32 protein-coding genes are annotated in these 25,477 nt (G+C 70.0%); 18 read left to right on the top strand and 14 right to left on the bottom strand.

The window, feature by feature from the left end:
* Positions 1-11: 11 nt before the first annotated feature.
* The 3 genes from J2754_RS05890 to J2754_RS05880 form a co-directional block, all read right to left on the bottom strand.
* Positions 12-293, bottom strand: a complete 282-nt coding sequence (locus J2754_RS05890) for a hypothetical protein (RefSeq protein ID WP_188878860.1) — start codon at positions 291-293, stop codon at positions 12-14.
* A 104-nt stretch (positions 294-397) separates the two neighbouring features.
* Positions 398-775: a hypothetical protein gene (locus tag J2754_RS05885; RefSeq protein ID WP_211086923.1), complete on the bottom strand. Its 378-nt coding sequence runs from the start codon at positions 773-775 to the stop codon at positions 398-400.
* 48 nt (positions 776-823) lie between these two features.
* Entirely contained in the window at positions 824-1,189 is a 366-nt protein-coding gene (locus tag J2754_RS05880) for a hypothetical protein (protein WP_188878857.1), read from the bottom strand.
* Positions 1,190-1,487: 298 nt separating this feature from the next.
* On the opposite strand from J2754_RS05880, the gene J2754_RS05875 reads away from it, so the two are divergent.
* From J2754_RS05875 to J2754_RS05850, 6 genes are all read left to right on the top strand, one after another.
* Positions 1,488-2,003, top strand: a complete 516-nt coding sequence (locus J2754_RS05875; RefSeq protein ID WP_188878856.1) for a transcription factor — start codon at positions 1,488-1,490, stop codon at positions 2,001-2,003.
* Positions 2,004-2,678 carry a DUF2110 family protein gene (locus tag J2754_RS05870; RefSeq protein ID WP_188878855.1) on the top strand — a complete coding sequence of 225 codons (675 nt, stop codon included), beginning with the start codon at positions 2,004-2,006 and terminating at the stop codon, positions 2,676-2,678.
* A gap of 2 nt (positions 2,679-2,680) precedes the next feature.
* Complete coding sequence (locus J2754_RS05865) at positions 2,681-3,418, top strand: DUF5803 family protein (protein WP_211086922.1); 738 nt, start codon at positions 2,681-2,683, stop codon at positions 3,416-3,418.
* Between the two features lie 95 nt (positions 3,419-3,513).
* Positions 3,514-4,200, top strand: coding sequence for a competence/damage-inducible protein A (locus J2754_RS05860; protein WP_188878853.1), 687 nt, complete (start codon positions 3,514-3,516; stop codon positions 4,198-4,200).
* 216 nt (positions 4,201-4,416) lie between these two features.
* Complete coding sequence (locus J2754_RS05855; protein WP_188878852.1) at positions 4,417-5,508, top strand: ATP-NAD kinase family protein; 1,092 nt, start codon at positions 4,417-4,419, stop codon at positions 5,506-5,508.
* A 193-nt stretch (positions 5,509-5,701) separates the two neighbouring features.
* Positions 5,702-6,730, top strand: a complete 1,029-nt coding sequence (locus J2754_RS05850; RefSeq protein ID WP_188878850.1) for a phosphate signaling complex PhoU family protein — start codon at positions 5,702-5,704, stop codon at positions 6,728-6,730.
* Here J2754_RS05850 and J2754_RS05845 read toward each other — a convergent pair whose 3' ends face one another.
* On the bottom strand, positions 6,731-8,044 hold the full coding sequence (locus tag J2754_RS05845; protein ID WP_211086921.1) for an LEA/WHy family protein: 1,314 nt from the start codon (positions 8,042-8,044) through the stop codon (positions 6,731-6,733).
* 88 nt (positions 8,045-8,132) lie between these two features.
* Here J2754_RS05845 and J2754_RS05840 point away from each other — a divergent pair, with 88 nt between their 5' ends.
* From J2754_RS05840 to J2754_RS05825, 4 genes are read left to right on the top strand one after another with little or no spacing between them, the layout of a single operon-like run.
* Entirely contained in the window at positions 8,133-8,300 is a 168-nt protein-coding gene (locus J2754_RS05840; protein WP_188878848.1) for a DUF7525 family protein, read from the top strand.
* Between the two features lie 50 nt (positions 8,301-8,350).
* Positions 8,351-8,575 (top strand): DUF7123 family protein, encoded by a 225-nt coding sequence (locus J2754_RS05835; protein ID WP_188878847.1) that lies wholly within the window; start codon positions 8,351-8,353, stop codon positions 8,573-8,575.
* Positions 8,576-8,618: 43 nt separating this feature from the next.
* Complete coding sequence (locus J2754_RS05830; protein WP_188878846.1) at positions 8,619-9,029, top strand: SRPBCC family protein; 411 nt, start codon at positions 8,619-8,621, stop codon at positions 9,027-9,029.
* A gap of 6 nt (positions 9,030-9,035) precedes the next feature.
* Positions 9,036-9,845 carry a nitrilase-related carbon-nitrogen hydrolase gene (locus J2754_RS05825; RefSeq protein WP_188878844.1) on the top strand — a complete coding sequence of 270 codons (810 nt, stop codon included), beginning with the start codon at positions 9,036-9,038 and terminating at the stop codon, positions 9,843-9,845.
* Between the two features lie 214 nt (positions 9,846-10,059).
* On the opposite strand, the gene J2754_RS05820 is transcribed toward J2754_RS05825, so the two are convergent.
* On the bottom strand, positions 10,060-10,206 hold the full coding sequence (locus tag J2754_RS05820) for a hypothetical protein (RefSeq protein WP_188878843.1): 147 nt from the start codon (positions 10,204-10,206) through the stop codon (positions 10,060-10,062).
* 77 nt (positions 10,207-10,283) lie between these two features.
* On the bottom strand, positions 10,284-11,099 hold the full coding sequence (locus J2754_RS05815; RefSeq protein ID WP_188878842.1) for an RIO1 family regulatory kinase/ATPase domain-containing protein: 816 nt from the start codon (positions 11,097-11,099) through the stop codon (positions 10,284-10,286).
* A gap of 120 nt (positions 11,100-11,219) precedes the next feature.
* Here J2754_RS05815 and J2754_RS05810 point away from each other — a divergent pair, with 120 nt between their 5' ends.
* On the top strand, positions 11,220-11,414 hold the full coding sequence (locus J2754_RS05810) for a hypothetical protein (RefSeq protein ID WP_211086920.1): 195 nt from the start codon (positions 11,220-11,222) through the stop codon (positions 11,412-11,414).
* Positions 11,415-11,619: 205 nt separating this feature from the next.
* Here the strand turns inward: J2754_RS05810 and J2754_RS05805 are convergent, their stop codons facing one another.
* From J2754_RS05805 to J2754_RS05790, 4 genes are all read right to left on the bottom strand, one after another.
* Positions 11,620-12,879 (bottom strand): Glu/Leu/Phe/Val family dehydrogenase, encoded by a 1,260-nt coding sequence (locus tag J2754_RS05805; RefSeq protein ID WP_211086919.1) that lies wholly within the window; start codon positions 12,877-12,879, stop codon positions 11,620-11,622.
* A gap of 45 nt (positions 12,880-12,924) precedes the next feature.
* Positions 12,925-13,773: a class 1 fructose-bisphosphatase gene (locus J2754_RS05800; protein WP_211086957.1), complete on the bottom strand. Its 849-nt coding sequence runs from the start codon at positions 13,771-13,773 to the stop codon at positions 12,925-12,927.
* Between the two features lie 125 nt (positions 13,774-13,898).
* A complete protein-coding gene (locus tag J2754_RS05795) occupies positions 13,899-16,433 on the bottom strand; it encodes a heavy metal translocating P-type ATPase (protein WP_211086918.1) in 2,535 nt (844 codons plus the stop codon).
* 9 nt (positions 16,434-16,442) lie between these two features.
* Positions 16,443-17,216 carry a sulfite exporter TauE/SafE family protein gene (locus J2754_RS05790; protein WP_188878839.1) on the bottom strand — a complete coding sequence of 258 codons (774 nt, stop codon included), beginning with the start codon at positions 17,214-17,216 and terminating at the stop codon, positions 16,443-16,445.
* 118 nt (positions 17,217-17,334) lie between these two features.
* Here J2754_RS05790 and J2754_RS05785 point away from each other — a divergent pair, with 118 nt between their 5' ends.
* The 3 genes from J2754_RS05785 to J2754_RS05775 all read left to right on the top strand — a co-directional run bounded on the left by J2754_RS05785 (position 17,335) and on the right by J2754_RS05775 (position 18,964).
* Positions 17,335-17,919, top strand: a complete 585-nt coding sequence (locus J2754_RS05785) for an LOG family protein (RefSeq protein WP_188878838.1) — start codon at positions 17,335-17,337, stop codon at positions 17,917-17,919.
* A gap of 73 nt (positions 17,920-17,992) precedes the next feature.
* On the top strand, positions 17,993-18,277 hold the full coding sequence (locus J2754_RS05780) for a DUF7111 family protein (protein ID WP_211086917.1): 285 nt from the start codon (positions 17,993-17,995) through the stop codon (positions 18,275-18,277).
* An 81-nt stretch (positions 18,278-18,358) separates the two neighbouring features.
* The gene (locus tag J2754_RS05775; protein ID WP_211086916.1) at positions 18,359-18,964 is read left to right on the top strand and encodes a DUF420 domain-containing protein; all 606 of its coding nucleotides are present in this window, start codon (positions 18,359-18,361) and stop codon (positions 18,962-18,964) included.
* On the opposite strand, the gene J2754_RS05770 is transcribed toward J2754_RS05775, so the two are convergent.
* From J2754_RS05770 to cyoE, 4 genes are read right to left on the bottom strand one after another with little or no spacing between them, the layout of a single operon-like run.
* Positions 18,961-19,725 carry an ABC transporter permease gene (locus J2754_RS05770; protein ID WP_211086915.1) on the bottom strand — a complete coding sequence of 255 codons (765 nt, stop codon included), beginning with the start codon at positions 19,723-19,725 and terminating at the stop codon, positions 18,961-18,963. The genes J2754_RS05775 and J2754_RS05770 overlap by 4 nt on opposite strands.
* 52 nt (positions 19,726-19,777) lie before the next feature.
* Positions 19,778-20,698, bottom strand: a complete 921-nt coding sequence (locus tag J2754_RS05765) for an ABC transporter ATP-binding protein (RefSeq protein ID WP_188878833.1) — start codon at positions 20,696-20,698, stop codon at positions 19,778-19,780.
* Between the two features lie 49 nt (positions 20,699-20,747).
* Complete coding sequence (locus tag J2754_RS05760) at positions 20,748-21,398, bottom strand: DUF7546 family protein (protein ID WP_188878831.1); 651 nt, start codon at positions 21,396-21,398, stop codon at positions 20,748-20,750.
* Between the two features lie 5 nt (positions 21,399-21,403).
* The gene (gene cyoE / locus J2754_RS05755) at positions 21,404-22,762 is read right to left on the bottom strand and encodes a heme o synthase (protein WP_342590105.1); all 1,359 of its coding nucleotides are present in this window, start codon (positions 22,760-22,762) and stop codon (positions 21,404-21,406) included.
* Positions 22,763-22,901: 139 nt separating this feature from the next.
* On the opposite strand from cyoE, the gene coxB reads away from it, so the two are divergent.
* The 4 genes from coxB to J2754_RS05735 all read left to right on the top strand — a co-directional run bounded on the left by coxB (position 22,902) and on the right by J2754_RS05735 (position 25,454).
* A complete protein-coding gene (gene coxB, locus J2754_RS05750) occupies positions 22,902-23,765 on the top strand; it encodes a cytochrome c oxidase subunit II (RefSeq protein ID WP_188878827.1) in 864 nt (287 codons plus the stop codon).
* 115 nt (positions 23,766-23,880) lie between these two features.
* Positions 23,881-24,747: a cytochrome c oxidase subunit 3 gene (locus J2754_RS05745; protein WP_211086913.1), complete on the top strand. Its 867-nt coding sequence runs from the start codon at positions 23,881-23,883 to the stop codon at positions 24,745-24,747.
* Between the two features lie 55 nt (positions 24,748-24,802).
* Complete coding sequence (locus J2754_RS05740; RefSeq protein ID WP_188878824.1) at positions 24,803-25,159, top strand: DUF7541 family protein; 357 nt, start codon at positions 24,803-24,805, stop codon at positions 25,157-25,159.
* Positions 25,160-25,205: 46 nt separating this feature from the next.
* Positions 25,206-25,454, top strand: coding sequence for a DUF6684 family protein (locus J2754_RS05735; RefSeq protein WP_188878822.1), 249 nt, complete (start codon positions 25,206-25,208; stop codon positions 25,452-25,454).
* The last annotated feature ends 23 nt before the right edge of the window (positions 25,455-25,477 follow it).

Here is a 25,477-nt window from a genome sequence, read left to right as displayed (position 1 = left end):
GCGGCGTGGCGTCACGCCGCGTCCGACCGGTCGCGGAGGGCGCGAACGGCGATCAGGGTCCCGGCGAGCACGAACCCGGCCGCGAGGAGCGTCATCAGCGGTGCCGACGAACCCGCGTACGCGTAGAGGCCGGCCGCACCGAACGCGACCGCACAACACCCCCCGACGACCGATCGGACCCACGCGGGAACGCCGAACGCGGCGGCGACGGCCGGTGCGATGGACGCCGCAATGAGGACGGTAAGGAGGAGAGCAAAGCCGGCGACGGACCACCCGATGAGGACGGTCAGCACGGCAGCCGTAACGACCCAGAACGCGACTCTACGGGCGAGTTCGCGTTCGTTCGCGGCCGTGCGGAACGACGGAGGGACATGTGAGAGACGTCTGCTCTCGAACGCTAAACCGTTTCGCCGTTCACACGGCGGTCCAGGTCTCGGAGGGCACGAAACAGCCCGCGCACGCCCACGACAGCGGCCCCGACGCCGACGAGCACCAAGAGGACGGCGTGCGCGTCGACCCCCCAGTCGGCGATAGCGACCCCGAGGGCACAGAGAGTGGCGCCACTGGCCGCCTTCCTGGACCGATACGGAACGTCGAACGCGTCCGCGAGGGCGGCCGAGAACGGGACGGCGACGCCCGACGCCGCGAGGACGGTGAAGCCGCCGAGCGACTCGCCGCTCCAGAACGTGACCGCGACGGCGACCACCAGCCAACCGGCGAGGACGCCCGCGTTCGTGTGCTCGCGAAGGGCGTCGGGGAACTCGTGAAGTGACACGGGCGAATGATTGGTCGCCTGACTGCTAAGCCGTTTTCGTCGGCGCCGTCACGTGGCGGCCACCGGCGAGTCGCGAAACGCGCTGGCGAGGCTCACGAGACCGAGGAGCACCAGCACGACGGAAGCGACCGTGGCGCCGAGGCCGGCGCTCCCCGCGTCGAGGAGGAGGGCGGCCGCGCCCATCGCGATCACGCAGATCCCGACGACCGCCTGTCGGATCCACCCGGGGACGCCGAGGACGACGGACGCGACAAAGAGGAGTTCGACCCCGAGCATCGCGGCGTAGCAGAGGACGAACCCGACGGGCGACCAATCGTTGACGACCGTAAGGGCGAGGGCGACGACCGCCCAGAGGAGGGCGTGGCGGACGAATCCGCGCTCGCGAGTGGCTTCTCGGAACTCTCGGAGGGACACGTTGACGAGTCGACACCGGGGCGTGATGAATCCTCGGTGCGCCTCGACGGCGTCTCAGGACTCGCGGCTCGGTCTCACTCCCCGCTCGTGTGTACCGAGACCTCGCTGCGCGCGGCTCACACATCGCTCACGGTCGTTCGCTCCCCGCTCGCTCTAAACGCGGCGTCACCGGAACGCACCGCGTTCCGGTTGGCGCACGAGACGCAGTGCGTCTCGTGAACGCCCTCGCCATCGCTCGGCCCCGCGTGCATCGTACCCGATGGTATTAAGGGTCGCTCGGCCCCGAGTTTCACGCATCATGGCTTTCGAGGGGTTGTTGGAGGACCCAGTCGTACAGAAATACCTCCACGAGCTTGTCGGACCGAAGGGGATGCCGGTAGCGGCGGCACCGCCGGACGGCGAGGTGACGGACGAGGAACTCGCGGAGCGCCTCGACCTCGAACTGAACGACGTCCGCCGGGCGCTGTTCATCCTCTACGAGAACGATCTGGCGACCTATCGGCGGGTGCGAGACGAGGACTCGGGGTGGCTCACCTACCTCTGGACGTTCCACTACGAGAACGTCCCGGGGAACCTCCACGAGGAGATGGAGCGACTGCGCGAGGCCTTAGCGGAGCGTCGGGAGTACGAGCGTGACAACGAGTTCTACCTCTGTGAGGTGGACTCGATCCGCTTCGAGTTCGACGAGGCGATGGACTTCGGCTTCGAGTGCCCCGAGTGCGGTTCGCCCCTGGAGGCGATGGAGAACGACGAGATGGCCGAGGCCATCGACGAGCGTCTCGAAGCGCTCGAAACCGAACTGGGTATCGTCTGAATGGTCGTTCTCGCGACGAAAGTCTACGTCGAGGGCGACGCCCGCGAGCGCGCGCTCGACTCCCTCGGATCGCTCGTCGGCAACGCCCTTGGCGACCTCGACGTCTCCTTCGACATCGGGCTGCGCCACGACGGGTTCCCGTCCGTGACGCTCGACGGGGACGACGCGCCCGTCGCCCGCAACGTCCTCCGCGAGGAGTGGGGGACGATCACGCCCGAGTTCGCCGACGGCGAGACGTACGTCGGTACCCTTGAGGCGTGGGACGACGACGGCTTCGTCCTCGACGCCGGTGAGGAGGTTCGGATCCCGGCCGACGGCATCGGCCTCGGTCCCGGGACGCCCGAGCAGGTCCGCACGCGCTTCGGGCTCGTCCAACACGTCCCCCTGCGCTTCGTCTACGACGCGACGGACGGCCACGAGCTCGCGGACGCGGAACGCGACCGACTCTACGACTGGACGCGCGCGGAGTCGGGGCGCGTGAACGTGAACTCGGCGACGCGCGCCGAAGTGCGCGCGACCGTCAACCGCGCGGGTCACGCCCGCGACATCGTGACCGTCGAGCGCCTCGGGCTCCTGGAGCAGAGCATCGTCTGCCGGGAGGACACGGACGCGCCGGGGCTGCTCGCCAGCATCGGTGAGTACGTCCCCGCGGAACTGCTCTGCGTGGTCCCCTGACGATGCGACGGCGCTGGCTCCTCCTGCTCGCGGCGGTCGGCCTGCTCGCGGTGAGCGCCGGCTGTCTCGGCACGAGCACGGTCAGCGATCAGCAGCTCAACCAGAACGCGACGTACGAGTGGAACGCGACCCAGGCGCAGAACGCCTCGGCGGTCGTGAACGCAACCGGCGGGCAGTACCGGGCGGTGTTGAACGTGACCGGAACGAACGGGAGCGCGATGCGCTTCTCGCAGACGAGCCAGTTCACCGGCGAGCGGCCGATCCCGATCCGCGCGATCCAGTTTCGCTACCCGAACGGAACGGTGGTGAACGCCACCGCCATCGACGTCTCGCAGTCGCGCGACGCGGTGACGGTGACGCCGCCCGGTGATCGCGGGCAGTTCGCGTACACCGCGCCGATGGGCGATCGGTCGCTCGACGTGCCCGTTGTCCTCCCGGAGCGGTCACACGAGGTGATCCTCCCCGCGGGGATGCGCGTTCGCGTCCCCGTCTTCGGGAGCGTCAGTCCCGGCGGGTACGAGCGGACCATCGTCGACGATCGCGTGCACGTCCGCTGGGACAGCGTGGACGCCGAGTCGCTCAGCCTCCAGTTCTTCTTGCTGCGCGACGTCTACCTCTTCGCGGGACTGCTCGCGCTCGGCGGACTCGTCGCCGTCGGCGGGATCGTCTACTATCGGCGTCAGATCCGTCGCCTCGAACGCGAGCGCGCGGAGAGCGGCCTCGACGTCCGCGAGGAGTGAAGGCAGGGCGGACCCGGTGATCGCCGCCCGGCTCCCCGTCCCCACCGGCGTCGACGACGGGCGCTTTTTTCCCACCGCGGTGCGGTGATCGGCTCATGGACGTGGCCGTGTTGACCGTCGGCGACGAAGTGCTCGCGGGAGAGACGACGAACACGAACGCGGCGTGGCTCGGCCGCCAACTCACCGAGCGGGGCGCGACGGTGGCGCGCGTCGTCGTCGTCCCCGACGAGCGCGAGACGATCGAGACGACCGTTCGCCTCCTCTCGACGGGCTACGACGCCGTGATCGTCACGGGCGGCCTCGGGCCGACGCCGGACGACGTGACGATGGCCGGGGTCGCGGCGGCGTTCGACCGCGATCTGATCGCACACCCCGACGCAGTCGCGTACTTCGAGACGCGCGACGGCTACTCGAACGCGGACGCGGACGCGACGGCCCTCCCCGAGGGGGCGCGGTTCTTGGCGAACGACGCGGGCGTCGCGCCGGGTGCGGTCGTGGCGAACTGCTACGTGCTCCCGGGGGTGCCCGACGAGATGCGAGCCGTCTTCGAGCGCGTCTCCGGGGAGTTCGGGGGCGAGACGCGCGTCGTCGAGACGGTGTACGCCGCCGAGCCGGAGAGCGCGCTCGTCGATCGGATCGAGGGCGTCCGCGAGCGCTTCGACGTCACCGTCGGGAGCTATCCGGGGGACGGCGTCCGGGTTCGGATCCGCGGCGCGGACGCGGGGGAAGTGAGCGAGGCGGCCGCGTGGCTCCGCGAGCGCGTCGACGGCGGCGAGGAGTAGCGGACGCGGTCAGCGGACCTCGTAGGCCCACCAGGCGGCGGCGAGGACGATGCCGAGCACGAGGACGATCCAGCTCACCGCACTGAGGGGGAGCGCGGTCTCCGCGAGGGGTGCGAACATACGCGATCGGTTCTGCGGGCGCGCCCTTAACCGTTTAGCATCGCCGTCGCGGTCGTGGCGAACGGGCTTTACGCGGGGCGCGCGAAGCGGGGGCGAATGCGCACGATCGGCGTCGTCGTCAACCCGATCGCCGGGATGGGTGGGCGCGTCGGCCTGAAGGGGACGGACGATCGGGTCGAAGAGGCGCGCGAACGCGGTGCGGAGCCGCGCGCACCGGAGCGCGCGCTCGCGGCGCTTCGAGCGCTCGCGGACGCGGCCGACGCGACGGACGCGGGGGACGGACACGGAATCGCCCTGCTCGCGTACGGCGACGCGATGGGCGAGAACGCGGCCCGGGAGGCCGGCTTCGCCCCGACGGTCGTCGGTCGACCAGCGGGTGCGGAGACGACGGCCACTGACACCCGCGACGCGGTGCGCGCGTTCGTCGAGCGCCGCGTCGATCTCGTCCTCTTCGTCGGCGGCGACGGGACCGCGACGGACGTCGCGGACGCGATCGATGAAGCGGGGAGTGAGACGCCGATGCTCGGCGTCCCCGCGGGCGTGAAGGTCTACTCGTCGGTGTTCGCGCGGACGCCGCGCGACGCCGGGCGGATCGCGGCGACGTTCGAGCGGACGGAGCGCCGCGAGGTGAACGACATCGACGAGGACGCGTACCGCGCGGGCGAGGTCCGCGCGGAACTGCGGGCGGTGGCGACGGTGCCGGTCGCCCCGGCGCTTCAGTCGGGCAAGCAGCGCACCTCGGGGAGCGTCGACACCCTCGCGGCCGGGTTCGCCGCGGACGCCGAGGCGGGCGTAACGTACCTCTTCGGGCCCGGCGGGACGGTCGGCGCCATCGAGCGCGCGCTCGGAATCGAGGGGTCCCCGCTCGGCGTCGACGCCTGGCGCGACGGCGAGCTGCTCGTCCGCGACGGGAGCGAGGCCGAGCTCCTCGACGCCCTCGGGGAGCGCACCGTCGTCGTCGTCTCGCCGATCGGCGGACAGGGGTTCGTCCTCGGACGGGGGAACCAACAGCTCAGCCCCGCGATCGTGCGCCGATCGGAGCTCGCGGTCGTCGCCTCGCCGGAGAAGCTCGCGGCGACCGGTGTCCTCCACGTCGATACGGGCGATACGGCCCTCGACGCGGACCTCCGAGGCTGGATCGAGGTCCGGACGGGTCGTCACACCCGCCGGCTCGTGAAGGTCGAATAACGTCCTTAAGGACGTAAGGCGATGGTATACACGGAGAGCACCGCGGCCGTGAGGCGTCTCTACGCGCATCGGTGCGGAATCGTCGAGTCGTTCGGGAGCCCTGTTCGGCGCATCGGGTATTCGAAGCAAGTTCCTTAGAGAATATAATGTGTCGAGCGCAAGATTAAGGTAGTGCAGTGGCTACGGTCGAGATATGGAGAGCCGAAAGGTGCAGCGACTCGGGCCGTCGACGCTGGCGATGACGCTTCCCGCGCAGTGGGCCCGATCGCAGAACGTCGAGAAGGGGGACGAGGTCACGGTCCGCGAGAGCGGGAAGGGGACGCTGACGGTGACGCCGGCGTCGGCGAGCGACGACGAGAGCGAGGCGACGATTCACGCCGAGACGTTCGACGCCGCGGCGGTGGAGCGCGCCATCGTCGGCCAGTACGTCCTCGGTCGACGCGTCATCCACGTCACGGACGAGGACACCCTCGACAGCGACCACATCAACGCCGTCTACAAGGCCGAGACGCAGCTGATGGGACTCGGCGTCGTCGAGGAGACCCCCGAGCGAATCACCATCCGCTGTTCGGTCGACCCCGAGGACTTCACGCTCGACAACCTCCTCCAGCGACTGGAGAACACGGGGAGCACGATGCGCGGAGAGGCCGTGAAGGCGCTCGCGCACGGCAACCCCGACCTCGCCGAGCGCGCGCTCAACCGCGAGCGGCAGGCGAACAAGATCTTCGTCCTCCTCCTCCGACTCATCTTCACGGCCTACGAGAACCCGAACCTCGCGCGCGCCGTCGGCCTCGACGACGGGTTCTCGCTCATCGGCTACCGGTCGGTGGCGAAGAACCTCGAACTCACCGCGGACAACGCCGAGGACATCGCGGAGATCGTCCTCGAATCCGACGGCCACACCCTCGACGTCGACAACGCGACGATGCGCCAGATCCGCGAGTTCACCGACGAGGTCGACGAGCTCACGCGCCTCGCCGTCGAGGCCGTCGTCGAGCGCGACTACGCGAAGCACGTCCAATGCCGCGAGCGCTTCGCGCAGGTCGCGGACCTCGAAACCGAGATGCTCGAAGCGCTCCCCGAGATGGAGAACCTCCGCCTGCTCCGCGTGCGGGACGTCCTCGTGAGCCTCCAACAGATCGCCGAGCTCGCCATGCGGAACGCGGAGATCGCCGCGAACCTCGCGCTCAACGAGCAGTCGGCACACACGACCCTGGAGTGATCAGGGCGCACCGAGGGCGAGCAGGCCGTCGGTCGTCGTACCTCTCGTCGTCGTACTCGTCGTATCCCCTCCCGCCGACGTCTCTCCCGCCGTCGACGTCCCTCCCGTCGTAGTCGTTCCTTCCGTCGTCACCGCCGTCGTGTTCTCCGTCGTCGTTCCTCCCGTCGTGCTCTCCGATGTCGTCGCCGTGTCGGTCTCCGTCGTACCGCCGTCGAGAACGCCGCTGAGACCGTCGCTGGTCGTCGCGTTCGGTCCGTCGGAAACGAAGCCGTCGCGAGAACTCCCGTCGGCGGATTCGTTCGCGGACGCGTTCGACGAGTCGGGCGCGCCCGTCCCGCCGGCCGATGCGTTCGCGCTCGCGTTCTTCGTCCCGAAGATGTCCGTCTCGATCGTCTCCCGGTACGTGAGCCCGTGCAACGGCACGCGTACCCCCTTCGCCCCGTCGACGGAGAGGCGCGCGTAGAAGTCGATGGCGACGTCCGTCTTTTGGTTCCGTCGGAGGTGCGTCACCCACCACTCGTCGATCCGCTCGGTGTCGATGACCGTCTCGGCGCGCACGGTCCGCGTCCCCCCGGGCGGGATGACGACGGTGTGCTCCGTCTCGCCGCTCCCCACCGCGACGTCGTTCATCGTCACGTCGTACCCGATTCCGCCGATGGCGACGGGGACGGGCTTCGGGTTGTGGACGACGAACGAGGTCTCCAGGGGCGTCGACTCGTTCGTCACGTTCCCCCAGTGCGCGCGCGTCTCGTCGACGACGAGGACGGGATCGCTCACGAGCGGGAGGCTGGCGTTCACCGGCCGGTCGGCCGTCGAGTTGAACTGATCGCTGATGTTCGTGGTCACGGTCCGCGTCACGGGAACGACGTGGACGGTGCGTCCGAGGGTGCCCGAGGTGACGTCCGCGGCCACGGAGACCGTCGTCTCCTCGCCGTTCCGGACGTGGCTCGTCCACCACGTCGGGATGCGCTCGTTGCGGATGTAGCTCTCGAAGCGCAGGGTCGTGTTCCCGGTGCTGACCGCGACGCCGCGCTTCTCCCCGCGCGCCAACCCGACGCCGTTCATCGAGACGGTGTAGTCGACGCTCACGCCGCCCAGACGGACCGCGAGCGGGTTCGGGTTGCGGATCGTTAGCGCGGTGTCGACGGTCGTCGTCGTCTCGTCGACGTCCGCGAAGGTGTTCTGCGTCGCCGCGACCGACGGCGCACCGATCCAGCCGAGGGCGACGGCCGCCGCGACGACGCCGACGACGGCGATGAGACCGACGGCGACCGAGCGGCGACGCGTCCCGAACGCGAGCGCGCGGATGTCCATGCGCCGTGAGCGGCCGCGACCGTCGAAAGCCTTGCGTCACGGGACGGGGACCGCAGGCGCTAAGTCGCGGGCGTCGGTATGCGGACGCGTGACAGAGACGACCACTGATGAGGGAATCGGAGTCGGACTGGTCTGCGGTGCGATCGCGACGCTCGGCGCGCTCGGCGTGCTCACGGGGGTCGCCGTCTCGACCGGGTTCGCCGTCGCGGTCGCGTTCGCCGCCCTCTCCGTCGCGGCGTTCCACGCGTTCGCCTGAGGGTCCCGGGACCGGAAACGGTTAAGCACGCGAGCCGTTTACACAGACCCATGACGGAGTACACCGAGGACGAACGCCGCATCCTCGCTTACCTCAACGAGAGCGTCGCGGCCGGCGAGCGGTACTTCCGGGCGAAGACGATCGCCGGCAACCTCGGCCTCACCGCCAAACAGGTCGGGGCGCGCCTCCCCCGGCTCGCCGAGAAATCGGAGGACGTCGACATCGAGAAGTGGGGGCGTTCGAAGTCGACGACCTGGCGCGTCGAACCGGCGTGAGTCGAACCGGCGGTTTTTTGCTCGCGCTGCTTCACCTCCACGTATGACTGTCCGGGTCGAACGGACGTTCGAGTTGGACGTCCCCGCGGCGGACGTCTGGGAGTTCATCGCCGACCCGACGAAGCGCGCGTCGGCCATCAGCGTCGTCACCGGCTACGAGCGCCGTGGTGACGTCACCGTCTGGTTCGTCGAACTCCCCGTCGTCCGGCGGACCATCGAAGTCGAGACGCGCGACGTCGATCGCCGCGAGGGCGAATACGTCGAGTTCGTCGGGAAGTCCTCCGTGCTGAACGTCACCGGAGAGCACGAGATCGAGCCGACCGAGGACGGCTGTCTGCTCCACAACACCTTCGTCGTCGAGGGGAAGTTCCCCGGCGTGGAGTCCTTCTTCAAGCGCAAGCTCGACGACGAGCTCGACAACCTCGAACGGGAGCTCGGCTCCCGGGAGTCGTAGCCCGCGATGCGCCTCGCACTCGCCCAGTTCGACCCCGCGGCGGGCGACGTCACGGCGAACGAGCGGGCGGCACGCGACGCCGTCGCGGCGGCGGCCGACCGCGGGGCGGACCTCGTAGCGCTCCCCGAGCTGTGGGACGTCGGGTACTTCTCGTTCGACGACTACCCGAGCGCCGCCCAGGGTCTCGACGGCCCTCGACTCGACGCCCTCGCCGACGCCGCCGCGGACCACGGGATCGCGGTTCTCGCGGGGAGCGTCGTCGAGGACCTCGAAGCGAGCGCCGCCGCCGGGTTCGAGACCCCCAGCGCCGACGGCTACGCGAACACGAGCGTGCTCTTCGACCGGACCGGCGAGCGCCGCCTCGTCTACCGTAAACGGCACCTGTTCGGGTACGACTCGCGCGAGGCCGACCTGCTCGCGCCGGGCGACCGACTCGACACCGCGGACGTCGGCGGCTTCACCGTCGCGGCGACGACGTGCTACGACCTCCGTTTCCCCGAACTCTACCGCGACCTCCTCGATCGGGGCGTCACGCTCGTCCTCGTTCCGTCGGCGTGGCCGTATCCGCGCGTCGAGCACTGGCGAACGCTCTCGCGGGCGCGCGCCGTCGAGAACCAGTGGTACCTCGGCGCGGTCAACGGCGTCGGCGAGCAGGGCGAGTCACGGCTGCTCGGGCGCTCGACCGTCTACGACCCGTGGGGGACGCCGGTGGCGAGCGCCGGCGACGAGGCGACGCTCGTTGTCACCGACATCGACCCCGAGCGCGTCCGATCGGTCCGCGACTCGTTCCCCGCGCTCGACGACCGACGGTCGTGAATCGGCCGTCGGTAGATAACTTTTTACGCGCGGAGGGCGAATGAAGGGATGCCGACGCGAGACGCTTTTCTCGTCGCGTGTTGGCACTAACGCCCGCACCTCGTCTCCACGCCGACCCCGAGTCGTCCGGAATCCCGCGCCGGACGACCACCGGCCCCTGCCGACAAGGTGGGGCCACCCCCATCGCCTCCCACCGTTCCCCGCATCCGACAGCTCAGTCCGACTCCTCGTCTACGTTCACGTCGATGAGGAGGTCCTGTAGCGCGCTCCGAAGCAGGTAGCGCGTTCGGTCGTTCTCGGCGTGCTCTAAGGCCTCCTCGAGTTTCTCCTGTACCGTCACGGACCGCTCGTCCCCCTCCATGGTCGTCGCGTTCCGAATCGGGACGTATAGGTATGGCGGAGGCTGCGGGAACCGCCGGGCCGAACGGGGGCACGTCGCTACCCGTCTCGATCGCTGGCCGCGCCTTCGAGTTCACCGCGGAGCGCGGCGGCGTCGAAGTCGTGATCGGGGCGGATGGCGACGAAGTCGAGGAACTCCCGGGCGGCGAGCAGCGCCTCGACGTCGAAGGCCGAGCGGGCCGCGCGCACGGCGACCTCCGCGCCGACGAGCGGTTCGAGGACGGCGAGCGCGCACGCGAGGTCGTACGCCTGCGCGGAGCGTTCGACGTCCGCGTCCTCGCGGACCCGCGTCGCATCGATGAAGTAGAGGTCGCCGCGGTGGACGAGGACGTTCTCGGCGCGGAGGTCGCCGTGTGCGAGGCCGTGGTCGTGCATCGTCCGCAACGCGGCGAACAGCTCGGGCGCGCGGGCCTCGATCCCCGCGGCCGGGAGGTCGTCGAGGGTCTCGAAGTCCGGGAGGTACTCCATGACGAGGACGCCGAGGTCGTCGACGGCGAACACCTCGATCGGCTCGGGGACGTTGAGGCCCGCCTCGCGCATCCGTCGCGTCGCCGCCAGTTCGTGTTCGGCCATCTCCACGGGACCGTCGAACGGCTCGAAGAACCCCTCCGCGCCCGCAGAGAAGATGCCGAGGTTCCGCATCCCCGTGAACAGCGAGTGGACGAAGGCGTTCTGCGGGGAGACGATCTTACAAAACCACCGGTCGTTCACGACGGCGGGCGTGGAGAACCAGTTGTCCGCCTCCAGGAACGTGACGCGCACGCGCTCCTGGTCGTAGCGCTCGGCCATCTCGCGGGCGACCGCTTCGAGCGACGACCACGGGACGGTGCCGCGGACGAACTGCCGGAGGCTCATACGCACTGCAACGCCGCTCCGCGTATAGTCCCTTTCGCCCCACACCCGTGGCCGCGACGGCTCGTCCGCGTCGCCCCCGGACTTTTCGGTCGGGCGGACACAGCCGATCGGGTAGGCGTCATGTCGAGCGAACGGGGCGGCTCGGAGACCGGACCGGCGTGGGGATCGAGCGCGATCGGTGACGCGATCGGTGGCGCGTTCGAGACGCTCGAAGCCGAGATCGAGAGCGCCGAAGCCGCCGCCGCGGACGCGCGAGCGATCGCGCTCTCGCGTTCTCGCGACCCGCTCGAACGCACGCTCAAGGAAACCGCGTGAGCGGCCTACCCGTTTTCCTTCCGTCGGGCGACTCCGCGGGCGCCGTGTCGGACTCCACCGACGGCGCTCGTGACGACGCGAACGCGGCCATCGACACGGTGGCCGACGGGTCGCGAACGCACGTCGACGAGGCGACGTACGACGCGACGGTCCGAGTAGGCACGAAGAAGGGAGCCGCCGGGCATGTCGCGCCCGGAAATGGACCTCAGGGCCAGTTCCCGTTGCCCGTGTAGGCGTCGACGACACGCTGGATGGCGACGACGTACGCGGCGACGCGGAAACTCGGGAGGTCGAGCGTCTCCACGGCCTCGACGAGGTCGTCGAACGCGTCGACGATGACGGTTTCGAGCTCGTCGTTGACGCGCTCCTCCGACCAGTAGAAGCGCTGGCGGTTCTGCACCCACTCGAAGTAGCTCACCGTCACGCCGCCGGCGTTGGCGAGGATGTCCGGGATCACCGGCACGTCGCGCGCTTGGAAGACGTCGTCGGCATCGGGAGTGAGAGGGCCGTTGGCGGCCTCGACGATGGCGTCGGCCTGCACGTCCGCGGCGAGATCACCGTCGACGGCGTTTTCGAGCGCGGCGGGGACGAGGAGGTCGACGTCGAGCGTGAGCAGGTCCTCGTTGGTGATGTTCTCGCTTCCCGCGTAGTCGGAGACGGTCCCGGTGTCGTTCTTGAACTCCTTGACCGCCCGCGGGTCGAGGCCGTCCGCGTCGCGGATACCGCCCGATGAGTCGGAGACGGCGACGACGGTCGCACCGAGGTCGGCGATGAGTTCGGCCGCGACGGAGCCGGCGTTGCCGTACCCCTGCACGGCGACGGTGGCGTCGTCGACGGGCGTATCGAGGTAACCGAAGAGCTCGCGCGCGGCGAGCATCACGGAGCGACCGGTGGCCTCCACGCGCCCTTCGCTCCCCCCGTTCTCGATGGACTTCCCGGTGACGACGCCGGGTGCGGTGGTGCGTTCGAGCGTCTCGTAGGTGCTCTTGATCCAGTTCATCTCGCGCTGGCCGGTATTGACGTCGGGGGCGGGGATGTCGCGGTCCTCGCCGACGAGCGGGCGGATCTCCTCGGCGAACGAGCGCGTGAGGCGTTCGAGTTCGGCGGCGCTGTACTCACCGGGATCGACGACGATGCCGCCTTTCGCCCCACCGTACGGGACGTCGACGACGGCGCACTTGTAGGCCATCCAGCCGGAGAGGGCCTTCACCTCGTCGCGCGAGACGTCGGGGTGATAGCGGACGCCGCCCTTGTACGGACCGCGATCGCCGTTGAACTGCGAGCGGTAGGCCGTGAACGTCTCGAGGGACCCGTCGTCCATGTCGACGGTGAGGTTCGTCTCGAGGACGCGCTCGGGGTGCTTGAGCCGCGTGAGGACGTCGTCGTTGACGGTGGAGGGGAGGTACGACGCCGCGTCGTCGATCTGTTCTTGGAGGTTCGTGAACGGGTTCTCGTCGGAGGCCATACCCGGACGTGTATCCGGTGACCGAAGAAAGATGCGGCCCGCCGATCAGGAGACGATGCGTTCCGCGCGATCGATGAGCGCGTCGTTGCCGAGGTAGATCGGCGTCCGCTCGTGGAGGGTGTCGGGTTCGACGTCGAGGAGGGAGCGCGTGCCGTCCGTGGACGCTCCGCCGGCGGCCTCGACGATGTACGCCATCGGGATGGCCTCGAACTGCGTGCGAAGCTTGCCCGTCGGCCGATCGCGGAGGCCGGGGTAAGCGAAGACGCCACCGTACGTGAGCACCTGATTGACGTCGGCGACCATCGCGCCGCTGTACCGGAGTTTCAGCTCGTCCTCGACGCGACGGGCGTAGTCGGTGAACGCCGCCGTCCAGTCGGGGACGCGACCGCCGAATCCGTAGACGGTCGGGTCGTCGGGGAGGACCGCGGGTTCGTCGTCCCGTCGCCCGTCGGAGGTGATCGCGTACCGCGTCGCGCCGTCGTCCGTTGCGGCCACCATCGTCGTGAGCGGGCCGTAGAGGACGTAAGCGGCGGCGACGAGATCGCGTCCGGCCGCGGGAAGCGGCGCGTCGTAGACGCCGACGATGGTGCCGGTCGGGTTGTTCGCGCTCAGGTTCGAGGAGCCGTCGAGGGGATCGACGCTGACCGAGAGCGGGCCGGATCCGACGTCGCTGACGTCCTCGGCCTCCTCGCTGGCGTACTGGCCGACGGCTTCGAGCCCGCCGAGACGCGCACGCAGGATGTCGTCGGCGTGGATGTCCGCGTGGAGCTGCCGGTCGCCGGTCGCGTTACGGTCGTCGGTCTCACCGGCGCGTCCCGCGAACCCCGCCCGTATCTCTGGCGCGGCCGCGGCGAGCGCGTCGAACACGTCCGCTACCGGCACCGCGTCGGACATCATCATCGGTTCACTATGGCCGTCCTATCGACTTAACCCTTTCCGACAAGACGGCGTTTTCGAGCGGTATAGCGCCCTATACGCAAGATTTGAAACTACACTCCGAGTTAATAATGCCGGGTCAGTCACTCGTCCAGCCGATAGGAGCGCGCGGAGTTGGCGACGACGAGGAGACTGGACGCCGCCATGGCGATCGCCGCGAGCAGCGGGTCGACGAGGCCGAGCGCGGCCAGCGGGAGCGTGATCACGTTGTAGCCGAGCGCCCACGCGAAGTTCTGCCGGACGCGCGAGCGCGTCGTCGTGGCGATCCCGAAGAGCCGCCGAACGGAGCGCAAGCCGCCCTCGGTGACGGTGGCGTCGGCGGCCTCCGTGGCGAGCTCGGTGCCGGAGGCGAACGCCACGCCGAGGTCGGCGGCGGCGAGCGCCGGCGCGTCGTTCGTCCCGTCGCCGACCATCGCCACCGTCCCCTCCGCGCCGCGCAGTCGTTCGACGACGGCGGCCTTCGCTTGCGGGAGGACGCCCGCGAAGACGTCGGCGACGTCGGGGTGCGCCTCGAACTGCGACACGCGAGACTGGTCGTCGCCCGTCACGACGACGATCTCCCGGCCGTCGCGGGCGAGCGCCTCGACCGTCTCCCGCCAGTCGTCGCGGGGGGTGTCGCGCGCCGCGAGCACGCCGCGCGCCCGTCCGCCCCAGCCGACGACCGTGGCGATCGCACCGTCGTCCTGCGCGCTCGTGACGGCGCGCGAGACGGCGCCGGGGACGGTCCAGTCCTCGCCCGCGAACAGGTCGGGGTGTCCGACGAGGACGCGCGCGCCGTCGACGGTCCCGATCGCCCCGCGTCGCCGCTCCTCGAAGTCCGCGACGCGGAGCGAGTCCGCCGCGGCGTCACCGTCGTCCGTCGCCCCGTCGGTGACGGCCGCCCCACCGTCGCTCGCGAGCGTGCGCTCGCCGGACGTGCGCACGCCGCGCTCGTCTGCGTGGCCGACGACGGCGTCCGCGACCGGATGGTTCGCCTCGCGCTCGATCGCGGCCGCGTACCGCAGGACGTCGCGCTCGGTCGCGTCGTCGACTGCGACGTCGGTGACGCGCATCCGCCCCTCGGTGAGCGTCCCGGTCTTGTCGAAGGCGACGACGTCGACGTCAGCGAGCGACGCCACGGCGTCCGTGTTCGTCACGAGCACGCCGTCGTCGGCGGCGCGACTCACGCCCGCGGCGACGGCGACGGGGGTAGCGAGGCCGAACGAGCACGGACATGAGACGACGAGGACCGAGACGCCGATCGTGAGCGCCTCGCGGACGGGCGCGCCCGTGAGGAGCCAGCCGCCGGCGACGACGAGCGCGAGCGCGAGCACGAACGGCACGAAGAGCGCGGCGATCGTGTCCGCGAGGCGCTGCGTGCCGCCCGAACCCGACTGGACGTTCCACAGTTGCGCGAGCAGGCGGTCGTACGTGCTCGCCGCGCGCTCGCCCACGCGGACGACGAGGCGGCCGTCCGTGGCGACCGACCCGCCGATGACCGCGTCGCCCGGTCCCCGCGTTTCGGGGACGGATTCGCCCGTGACGAGCGCCTCGTCGACCGCCGCCTCGCCGTCCACGACCGTCCCGTCGAGCGGGACGCGCTCGCCGCGCTTCACGACGACTTCGTCCCCGGGTTCGAGGGCGTCCACGTCCACCTCGTGCGTGCCCGCGGCGTCGCGGACGCGCGCGCTCCTCACGCGGTCGAAGTCGAGATCGCCGATCGAGCCGAGCGCGCGGCGCTTCACGCGGCGCTGGACGAAGTCGCCGAGCGTCACGACGGCAACGATGGCGACCGCGACGTCGAAGTAGATGACGACGCCGCCCGTGGCGACGACGTACATCGAGTAGGCGTACGAGGCGAGCGCGCCGCCGGCGATCAGCACGTCCATGCTCGGCGTTCCCGCGCGTAAACTGACGTACGCCGATCGGACGATCGGATAGCCGACGAGGAAGACGACGATGGTCGAGAGCAGCGGGATGGGGACGAAGACGATCACGTGCGTCGCCGGTTCGTAGAGGAAGGACTCCGAGTAGATGCCGAGGTAGCTCGGGTAGAGGAAGAGGACGTAGATCATCATCACCGACATCGCACCGAGGACGCCGAGAACGGTGCGCAGTTCGTCGCGCCCGAAGCGTTCCTCCTCGGCGGCGGCCGTCCCGACCTCCGGGACGCTCGCCCGATAGCCGAGGCGGCTCACCGACTCGGCGAGCGCCTCCTCGTCCGTCTTCGAGCCGTCGTAGGACACCTTCAGCATCTCCGTCGTGTAGCTCGCTTCGGCGTCGTAGACCCCCTCGCCGGCCCGCGCCGTGGTCTCCAGGAACGCCTCGCAGGCCGTGCAGTGCATCCCGTCGACGGCGAGGAACGCCGTCTCGGCGTCCTCGGGGACGTCGCGTCGGTCCGCGTCGCCGTCGCTCGCGTCTTCGAGGTCGTCTGCGGACACCGCCTCGGGGTCGGCGTCGCCGAGCGTGCGATACACCTCGAGACAGCCGCGACAGCAGAACGTCTCGCCGGCGGCGTCGGTCGCGTCCGTCTCCGACTGGCTCGCGGCGCCGTCGCCGTTCGCGTCGTCGTCGGCCGTCACGGGATCGCCGCGGATCGGGAGGTCGCAGAGGGTGCAGGTATCGGTCGTGTCGGTCATGGTGTCGTGTTACGGCGTCGCGGTGTAGTGTGGGATGTGGAGGTGCGGGACGGGGACGCCGAGCAGGCCGAGGCCCGCGAGGAGCGGGATGAGTCCCAGCAGGACGAACGCGCCGCCGAGGACGCGATGGGCGGCCGCGCGCCGCGCGGCCGGAACCGACCCGAGGACCGTCCCGTAGAGGAACAGCGTCGGAACGGTGCCGACGCCGAGCGCCGCGAGGTTCAGCGCGCCCGCGACGGGCCGTCCCTGCCCGAGCGCGTAGACGAACGCCGGGTAGAGGAGCGGGCAGGGGAGGAAGGCGTGGATCGCGCCGAGGAGGGCGATCCTCGGGCCGGTGGCGTAGTCGTCGATGCGCGAGCTCGCGTACCCGGCGACGCGCGAGAAGACCGCGCTCGTGCCGAGCGAGACCGGGAGGAGCCCGTGGAGCCGATCGCTGCCGAGGACGCGCGTCAGGCCGACGGCGATCACGACGACGCCGACGGCGACGCCGACGACGCCGCGCAAGAGGTCGCCCACACCGCCGAACGCCGCGCCCGCTCCCGCGTAGACGGTCGCGCCGACGAGGCCGAGCAGGCCGCCGACGAGCGCGTAGCTCGCCGTCCGTCCCGCGTTGAACAGCGCGTGTTGACGGAGCTCGAACCACGACGGCCCGCGATCGTCCGAGGGCATCCGCTCGGCGTACGTCGTGACGAGCGGCCCGCACATCCCGAGACAGTGTGCGCCGCCGAGCAACCCCACGAGCGCGAAGAGCGCGAGTTCGGTCGGCGCGACGAGCGGGGGCATCTGTGTACGCGGACCTACGGCGCTCGGGCCTAAACCCTCACCGGGTTCGGCGTCGGCGGTCGGCCGCGATCCCCGCGAGCCCGGTGGACTTTACACCGCCGCCGGCGGACGGACGAGTATGGACGCACTCTGTGTCTACTGCGGATCGAGTCCGGGCACCGACGACGCGTACCGCGCCGCCGCGGAGGCGCTCGGGCGCGAGCTCGCCGCGCGCGACGCGACGCTCGTCTACGGCGGCGGCCGCGTCGGCCTGATGGGCGCGCTCGCGGACGCGACGCTCGACGCCGGCGGCGAGGCCCACGGCGTCATCCCGGAGTCGCTCGAAGCGAAGGAGATCGCCCACCACGGGCTCACCGAACTCGACGTTGTCGACTCGATGCACGCGCGCAAGGCCCGGATGGCGGAGCTCGCGGACGGGTTCGTCGCGCTCCCCGGCGGCTTCGGCACGCTCGAAGAGATCGTCGAGGTGCTCACGTGGGCCCAGCTCGGCTTCCACGCGAAGCCGTGTGGCTTCCTCAACGTCGCGGGCTACTACGACGAGCTCGCGTCGTTCTTCGACCACCAGGTGTCGGCGGGGTTCGTCGAGTCGAAACACCGCGAGATGGTGACGGTCGCGGACGACGCCGCGGCCCTCCTCGACGCCTACGAGTCGTACGACGCCCCGTCGGTGAAGTCGGTGCTCTCCGAGGCCGAGGAGACGTGACGCACCGGACCGCGTCGCGACGCGCGAGCGGCGAGCCGACAGCCTCACTTACCGGGCGCGAGAACCGCCGACGATGACCGACACGGACGCCGACACCGCGGAGGCCGACGGTATCACGGCGCGCTACCGCGAGACCGACGCGGAGCGCGTGCTGGAGTTCGAGCGCGACGGCCGGAGCGCCTGTATCGCGCAGAACCGCGAGGGGTACGCGATGTTGAAGGTGCGCCCGAGCGTCGACGGCGACGAGCTCGAACGCTACTACGGCTTCGACATGGCGCTTGACCACACCGCCGAGCTCCTCGGTTGCGACCCGAACGACCTCCCGGTCCCCGAGCGCGCCGCGGACATGGGGATGTAGGCCGAGACGGGACGGCGACGCGGACGGGACGGCCGCGACGCGAAGCGTACAGGATAAGGCGCGCGCACGGCAATCCGGCGTATGAACGTACGCGGCGCGGTCCGCGCCCGCCCACGGTGGGTCACGGCCGTCGTCTCCGTCGTCGGCTACGCGCTCGTCATCGGGACGTTCGCCGGCGTCGTGCCGATCTTCCCCGAGATCAGTCGGGACACGGTGTTGCTCTTCTCCGACCTCATCGCCGTCGTCAACACCTGCGCGCTCACCGCGCTCCTCGTCGGCTACTACTGCATCCGAAACGGCAAGGTTCGCGCGCATCGGACGGCGATGTTGACGGCGTTCGCGCTCATCATGGCCTTCCTCGTGCTCTACCTCTGGAAGGTCGGGGGCGGCTTCGAGAAGCGCATCGTCATCGAACAGGGGCAGTTCCTCTGGCAGTACGCGGACGTCGTGCACGTCGCCTACCTCGCCATGCTCGCCGTCCACATCCTCCTGAGCGTCGTCTCCGTCCCGGTCGTCCTCCACGCGGTCGTCCTCGGGCTCACCCACGACACGGACGAACTGCCGAACACGTCGCACCCGACCGCGGGGAAGATCGCCGTCGTCGCGTGGACGCTCAGCCTCGGCCTCGGCGTCGTCACCTACTGGATGCTGAACCACGTCTACTCGTGGGTGCCGATGGCGCGCTAACGCTCGGTCCACGGGAGCAGCCACGCGCCGAGGGCGAACGCGACGACCGCGAGGACGAGCAACACCGCGTAGTCCGCACCGACGGAGCCCGGCCAGCCGGCGTGGTTCCCCGGGTAGGTCGCCGCGCGCACGCCGTACGCGAAGTAGCTGAGCGGCGAGAGGTCCGTCACCGGACGGAACCACGCGGGGAGCGACGCGGGCCCTAAGAAGGTGTTCGAGAGGAACAACAGCGGGAGCGCGACGCCGTTCGACGCCGTGATCGCGCCGTCCTGGCTGTCGGCGAGCGCGCCGAGGATCGCGCCGACCCCGCAGAACAACACCGAGCCGGTGAGGACGAAGGGAACGAGCCACGGGGAGAGGCGGAACTGCGCGCCCGTCGCGGCGAGGAGCGCGAGCAGCGCGGCACAGGCCACCGCGATGAGCGCGGTGTTGATGGCCGTCTGGGCGATGAGCCACTCCCAGCGGCGCATCGGCGACGCGGCGAGCTTCTCGAAGCGATTGCCCTCGCGGAAGCGCGCCACCTCGCTACCGAGGCGCGAGAGCGGCGTGAAGAGGACGACGACCGCGAGGTACGCGGGAACGTAGTAGCCCGGCGGCTGACTGAACAGGCCCGTGCCGCCCCCGCCGGTGCGGACGAGCCCCGCGAAGATGACGATCAGGAGGATCGGAAAGAAGAACGTGAAGAAGACCGCGACCCGCCGCCGGACGAACGACTTGTAGGCGGCGCGCGCCTCGGCGGCGATCCGCGCGGACCGACTCACGCGACCCACCTCGACGTGCGGGCGTCGGTCGGGTCGCGCGACGCGAGACGGCTCACGCCGTCACCTCCGTCTCGTCGGCCCCGGCGGCGCCCGGACCGTCGGCGAGCCGGAGGTAGACGTCCTCCAAGTCGGGCTCCGTCCACGAGAGGGCGTCGAACGGGACGCCGCGGGCGTCGAGCGCCGCGGCGACGTCGCCGATGGCCTCGGGCGGGACGCCCAGGACACGCAGTTCGTCGCCCGCGCGCGTGACTTCGTAGCCGAGGTCGTCCACCGCACCGGGGTCGGCGTCTGTCTCGACGGCGAGGTACTGCTCGCCGCCGTACGCGGCGATCAGATCGTCAGGCGTCCCGGTGGCGACGAGCGAGCCGTCGGCGAGGAGACCGACGCGGTCCGCGAGGCGCTCGGCCTCCGCCATGTAGTGCGTCGTGAGGAAGACCGTGGTGCCGGCGTCCGCGAGGTCCTCGAAGACGTCCCAGAGCGCGCGCCGCCCCGCGGGATCGATGCCCGTCGTCGGCTCGTCAACGAAGAGGACGTCGGGGTCGTTGGCGAGCGACGCCGCGACGCACGTGCGGCGCTGCTCGCCGCCGCTCATGTCGCCGTACCACGTGTCGGTGTCGGGGTCCATCCCGACCGTCCGGAGGAGGGAGTCGGGAGCGCGCGCGTCGTCGTAGAGCCCCGCGTAGTAGGCGACGAGCTCGCGCGCGCTCAGCCGATCCGGCGGGTCGAAGTCCTGCGGGAGCAGGCCGAGACGCTCCCTTGCGGCCTCGATCGGCGGGCTGCCGAGCAGTTCGACTCGCCCTCCGTCGGGCGTCCGCGTGCCCGTGAGACAGCGGGTGAGCGTCGTCTTTCCGGCGCCGTTCGGCCCGATCAGCGCGAACACCTCGCCCGCCTCGACGGCGAGCGAGACGCCGTCGAGCGCGACGGTGTCACCGTAGCTCTCGGAGACGTCGTCGGCGACCACAGCCGGAGCCATCACTACCCGAACGTGGGCGCGGCTGTGCGGTAAGGGTATCGCTCTCGCGTCAGCGCGTCGGCCGCCACGTCAGCGCGATGACCGAGACGACGAAGACGACCGTCGAGACGCCGTACGCCCGCGTCATGGCGATCGACGAGAGGGCCGACGCGCTCCCGAAGAGCCCGGTGGCGAGCGTGGCGAGCACCGGCCACGTACAGGAGACACAGGAGACGAGGCCGACGAGACCCGAGAGAGCGGACGCCGAGGCGTCCCGGACGGTGACGGAGACGAGGTAGGCGAGCGCGACGTACCCGACGACCTTGAACGGCATGAGGACGAGGGTGAACGCGGACGCGCTGTAGACCGGCGTCGGCCCCCACCCGGGCGGGAGCCAGTGCGTGGAGAACCCGAGCCCCGCACCCGAGAGGTGGTAGAGGCCGCCGGCGTAGCCGACCAGCAGGAAGTACGCGACGCCGACGATGGCGGCGGCCCAGCGGGCGCGCCGCGACGTCGGCGTCGGTCGGACGCGCAGGACCCCCCAAACGGCGACGTTCACCCACACCCACGGGTAGACGTAGATCAGGGGGTCCGTCGGGGTGTTCGGGGAGAGGACGACGTACGCGAGTGTCACCAGGATCTCCGCGTTCACCACCGCGGCCCAGCGGAGCAGCGTCGCGGCGTCGGGCGTCGGGACGGCGCGATCGATGAGCCGGTACATCGGTTTCAGAGTACGAGCGCGTCGACGAGGACGGCGACGAGCGTCGCGCCGAGGAACGCGTTCGAGGCGTGGAACGCGCGCATCGCGGCCGCCCGATCGCGCTCCTCGTGGAGACGGACGACCATCCAGAGGAAGACGCCGCCGAGGGCGACGACCGTCGCGGCGTACAGCCACCCGAGGTCAGTCACGGCGGCGAGGGCGGCCGCGCCGACGAGCGTCGCGCCGAGCCAGCCGACGATGTGCTTGCGCGTGACCGCGGCCCCGCGAACGACGGGCATCATCGGGAACCCCCCGCGCTCGTAGTCGTCGCGGTAGGCGAGCGCGAGGTTGTAGAAATGGGCGGGCGTCCAGAGGAAGATGAGGCCAGCGAGCGCGAGCGCGGGGAGCCCGATCGAGCCCGTGACGGCCGCCGAGCCGATGAGCGCCGGAAGCGCGCCCGCTATGCCGCCGATGACGGTGTTCTGGACCGTGTTCGGCTTCAGCACGAGCGTGTAGACGACGGAGTAGAAGACGATCGCGGTCAGCCCGAGGAAGGCTGTGAGGAGGCCGAGCTGAGAGAAGACCGCGAGCGAGGCGAGCGCGAGGAACGCACCGAAGGCGAGCGCGTTGCGCTTCGGGATCGCGTCGTTCGCGAGCGGGCGGTCCGCGGTGCGGTTCATCTTCCGGTCGACGTCGCGCTCCAAGACGTGGTTGAACGTCCCGCTCGCGCCGATCGAGAGGACGCCACCGAGGAGGGTGAGGACGACCGTTCGCACGGTGAGCGCGGGACCGGCCGAGAGCGCCATGCCCGCCGAAGCGACGAGACAGAGCAGCCACATCAGCCGCGGCTTCATCATCCGGAAATAGGCTCCCGCGAGCGCCCACCACCCGAGGTCGTCGGGCGACGACGCGGCCGACGCCGGCGCGGGATCGCTCCCGTCCTTCGGTTCGCCGTCCCACTCGGCGGAGGGCTTGTGGGCCGTCCGCGATTCGAGCGCCCACGCGAGCGCGACGACGAGCGCGGAGAAGATCGCGACTCCCAAGCCGAGGTGGATCGCCGGGACGTACGCGACGGAGTCGGTCGCGGCGAGCGCGCCGACCGCCACCTGGAGGGGATAGCAGACGAGCGCGACGCCGATCGCGGCGAGGACGCGGGTGTCGGCGTCTTGGACGTACGCGAGCCCGATCGTGCCCACGAGGAGGAGAGCGACGAGGGCCGCGAGGAGGCGGTGCGCCCAGACGACCTCCAGCGGGAAGGAGGTGAGTGCGAACCACTGACCGTCGCAGGCCGGCCACGTCTGGCAGGCTGCGGCGGCGTCCGTCAGCGCCGTCGTCGCGCCGACGACGAGGAGTGCGTAGACGCCAAGGACGGCGACGACGAGCACGTGAGAGAGACGGGGACGTATCGGTCGCACGATGACTCTATCGGAGGTTGGGTCGGGGCGTACTTATCCCCCCCGACTCCCGCCTACGGAGCCCGAGTCGGTAGTTACTTGTCCGGCACTTCCCAACGATCGGGTAGCAATGTCCCGGAAGCGGCTCTCGTCCGTCCTGACGATGGGGCTGATGGGGCTGGTGCCGTTCGTCGTCGCCGCACAACCGGCAGCCGCGGCGTCGTCCGTGACGAGCCAGTACATCGACAACGTCAGCAACCTGCTGCTCGCCGTCGCACTCCCCATCACGATCATCGTCGAGGGGGTCCTCTTCTACGCCATCTGGAAGTTCCGGAAGGCCGACGAAGCGAAGCCCACTCAGGAGAACCGTCGCCTCGAGATCACCTGGACCGCCGCGACCGCGGTCGTCCTGCTGTTCGTCGGCCTCGTCGCCTACGGCGCGATGGGGTCGCCGTACGTCCTCGCCTCTCAGGAGGACTCCCAGCAGATGATGGAACAACCCGACACGACCGTCGTCCACGTCGACTCCTACCAGTGGTCGTGGCAGTTCCACTACCAGCACAACGGGACGAACTTCACGTCCGAGAATCTCGTGCTCCCCGCCGAGAAACAGGTGGTGTTACGAATCACGTCACGCGACGTCCTCCACGCGGTCCACATCCCCGCGCTGGGGCTGAAGAAGGACGCCTTCCCCGCCCGGACGACGTACATCGCCACGGAGATCAACGAGGACTCCGTCCGCGAGGAGCCGTACGTGCTCTACTGTGCGGAGTTCTGTGGGGCCGGCCACTCCAACATGCTCGCCGACGTCATCGTGAAAGACCAGTCGGAATACGAGCAGTGGGCGAGCGAGCAGGCCCAACAGGCCCGAGAAGAAGCGAGCGGATCGAGTAGCGACGAGTCCTCGAACGCGACGGCGACGGCCACGAACGAGACCGCGATGAACGCCACGGCGACCGACGAGACGGCAGCGCTCGCGGCCCCGTCTGTCTAACGCCGCTCCCTTCCGTTCTCACCGTTTCCACCCGAGTCCGTAGCGATCGGTCTCGACGTCGCCGGCGGAGCCAGTTGGGAGGTTTTTTATCGTATCCCGCGTTACCCGCCAGTATATGGCTACGGAGGAAAGCGAAGACCACGGACACTTCTTGCCCGCCGTCCGCGACTGGCCGCGCGGCTACGGCGAGGCGAGCTGGTGGCCGTTCGTCACGGCCATCGGGCTCTTGGTCGTCTACACCGGCGCATCGCTCTACGTGATCGGACGCGGTACTGACCTCGTCTCGTCGAGCGTCGGCCTCGGTGCGTTCGTCGCGGGCTGGGCCGTCACGATCCTCGGGATGTTCGGCTGGATCTATCAGGCGTTCGTCGTCGACTTCTGGGACCGGGGCTCGCACAACGGCGGCGCGTCGCTCCGCCTCGGGATGTTGCTGTTCCTCGGGACCGACATCGCCACGTTCGGCGCCGGGTTCGCGTACTACTTCTTCATCCGCACCGGTGGCTGGCACACCGAATACCTCCCCGAGAGCGGCATCCTCACGAGCGTCCTCGTGATCAACACGGTCCTGCTCGTGTTCTCCAGTTTCACCATCCACTGGGCCGAGGGCCACCTCCAGAAGGGGAACCACCAGCGGTTCGTACAGGGGCTCCTCGTCACCTTGCTCTGCGGGATCGTCTTCATCGGGGGGCAGATCTACGAGTACTACGAGTTCATCGTCCACGAGGGATTCACTCTCACCTCTGGGGTCTTCGCCAGCGGCTTCTTCGGGCTCACCGGCATCCACGGGATCCACGTGTCCTTCGGCGTACTCCTGCTCGCCATCCTCCTCGTGCGCGGGCTTCGCGGGCACTACGACGCCGATCGGCACGTCTCCGTCACGACCGTCTCGTGGTACTGGCACTTCGTCGACGCCATCTGGCTGTTCCTCGTCGCCGTCGTCTACATCGGCTCCGTCTTCGGGACGGAGTTCAGTCCCTTCTGAGACGCGGCGATCCCGGAGCGATACGCTTCTTACGTCCGCGCCCCAACGCATCGGTATGGAAGAGCAACCGGGCCTGAGCGAACAGTACACTCGCGCGAGCCCGTGGCCGGTGTTCGTCGCGCTCGGACTCGTCCTCACCGAGTTCGGCGTGTTCCTCGGCAACTACCTCCTCCCCGTCGGGGTCGGTGGCGTCCTCCTCTTGGAGGCGAGCGTCGTCGGGATTCTCCGGGAGTCCGGGTACGTCGACTCGCTGTGGCCGTCGTCGCTCGGTGTCGGGCTGTTCGTCGGCGGGGTCGGCGCCGCGCTCCTCACCGTCGGACGGTTCAACCGCGGGGCCGCGCTCGCCGGCGCGGGCGGGATCGCGGTCCTCGCCGCCGTCGGGTTCTGCTGCTACGAGCGGGGCTACCTCTGAGGGAAACCCTCAACATATATTTGCTCGGGGACCGCACGCTCACGCAATGAAGGCGAAATCCAGCGTGTTCGAAAAAGAGGTCCTCCTCGACATCGCGGTGAACATCATCCCGCTCGCCGTGATCGTCGTCTTCGCGGCCGTCTTCCTTGTCGTCAACCCGTGGGCGAACGACACGACGTTCAGCCGCGTGCTTCAGTACGCACTGCTCGTCCTCCCGTTCATCGGACTCTCGATCCTGACGTACGCCGCCGCGCGCCGGATCGAGGTGGAAGAAGACATCGAAGTCGGGCCGTAATCGGCGGACAGTTCGTCGCCGTG

This window comes from Halarchaeum nitratireducens (genome assembly GCF_017874695.1).
In the GTDB taxonomy this organism is placed as follows: domain Archaea; phylum Halobacteriota; class Halobacteria; order Halobacteriales; family Halobacteriaceae; genus Halarchaeum; species Halarchaeum nitratireducens.
The sequence above is the reverse complement of the archived record's forward strand: the minus strand, read 5'-3'. Positions and strand labels throughout refer to the sequence as shown.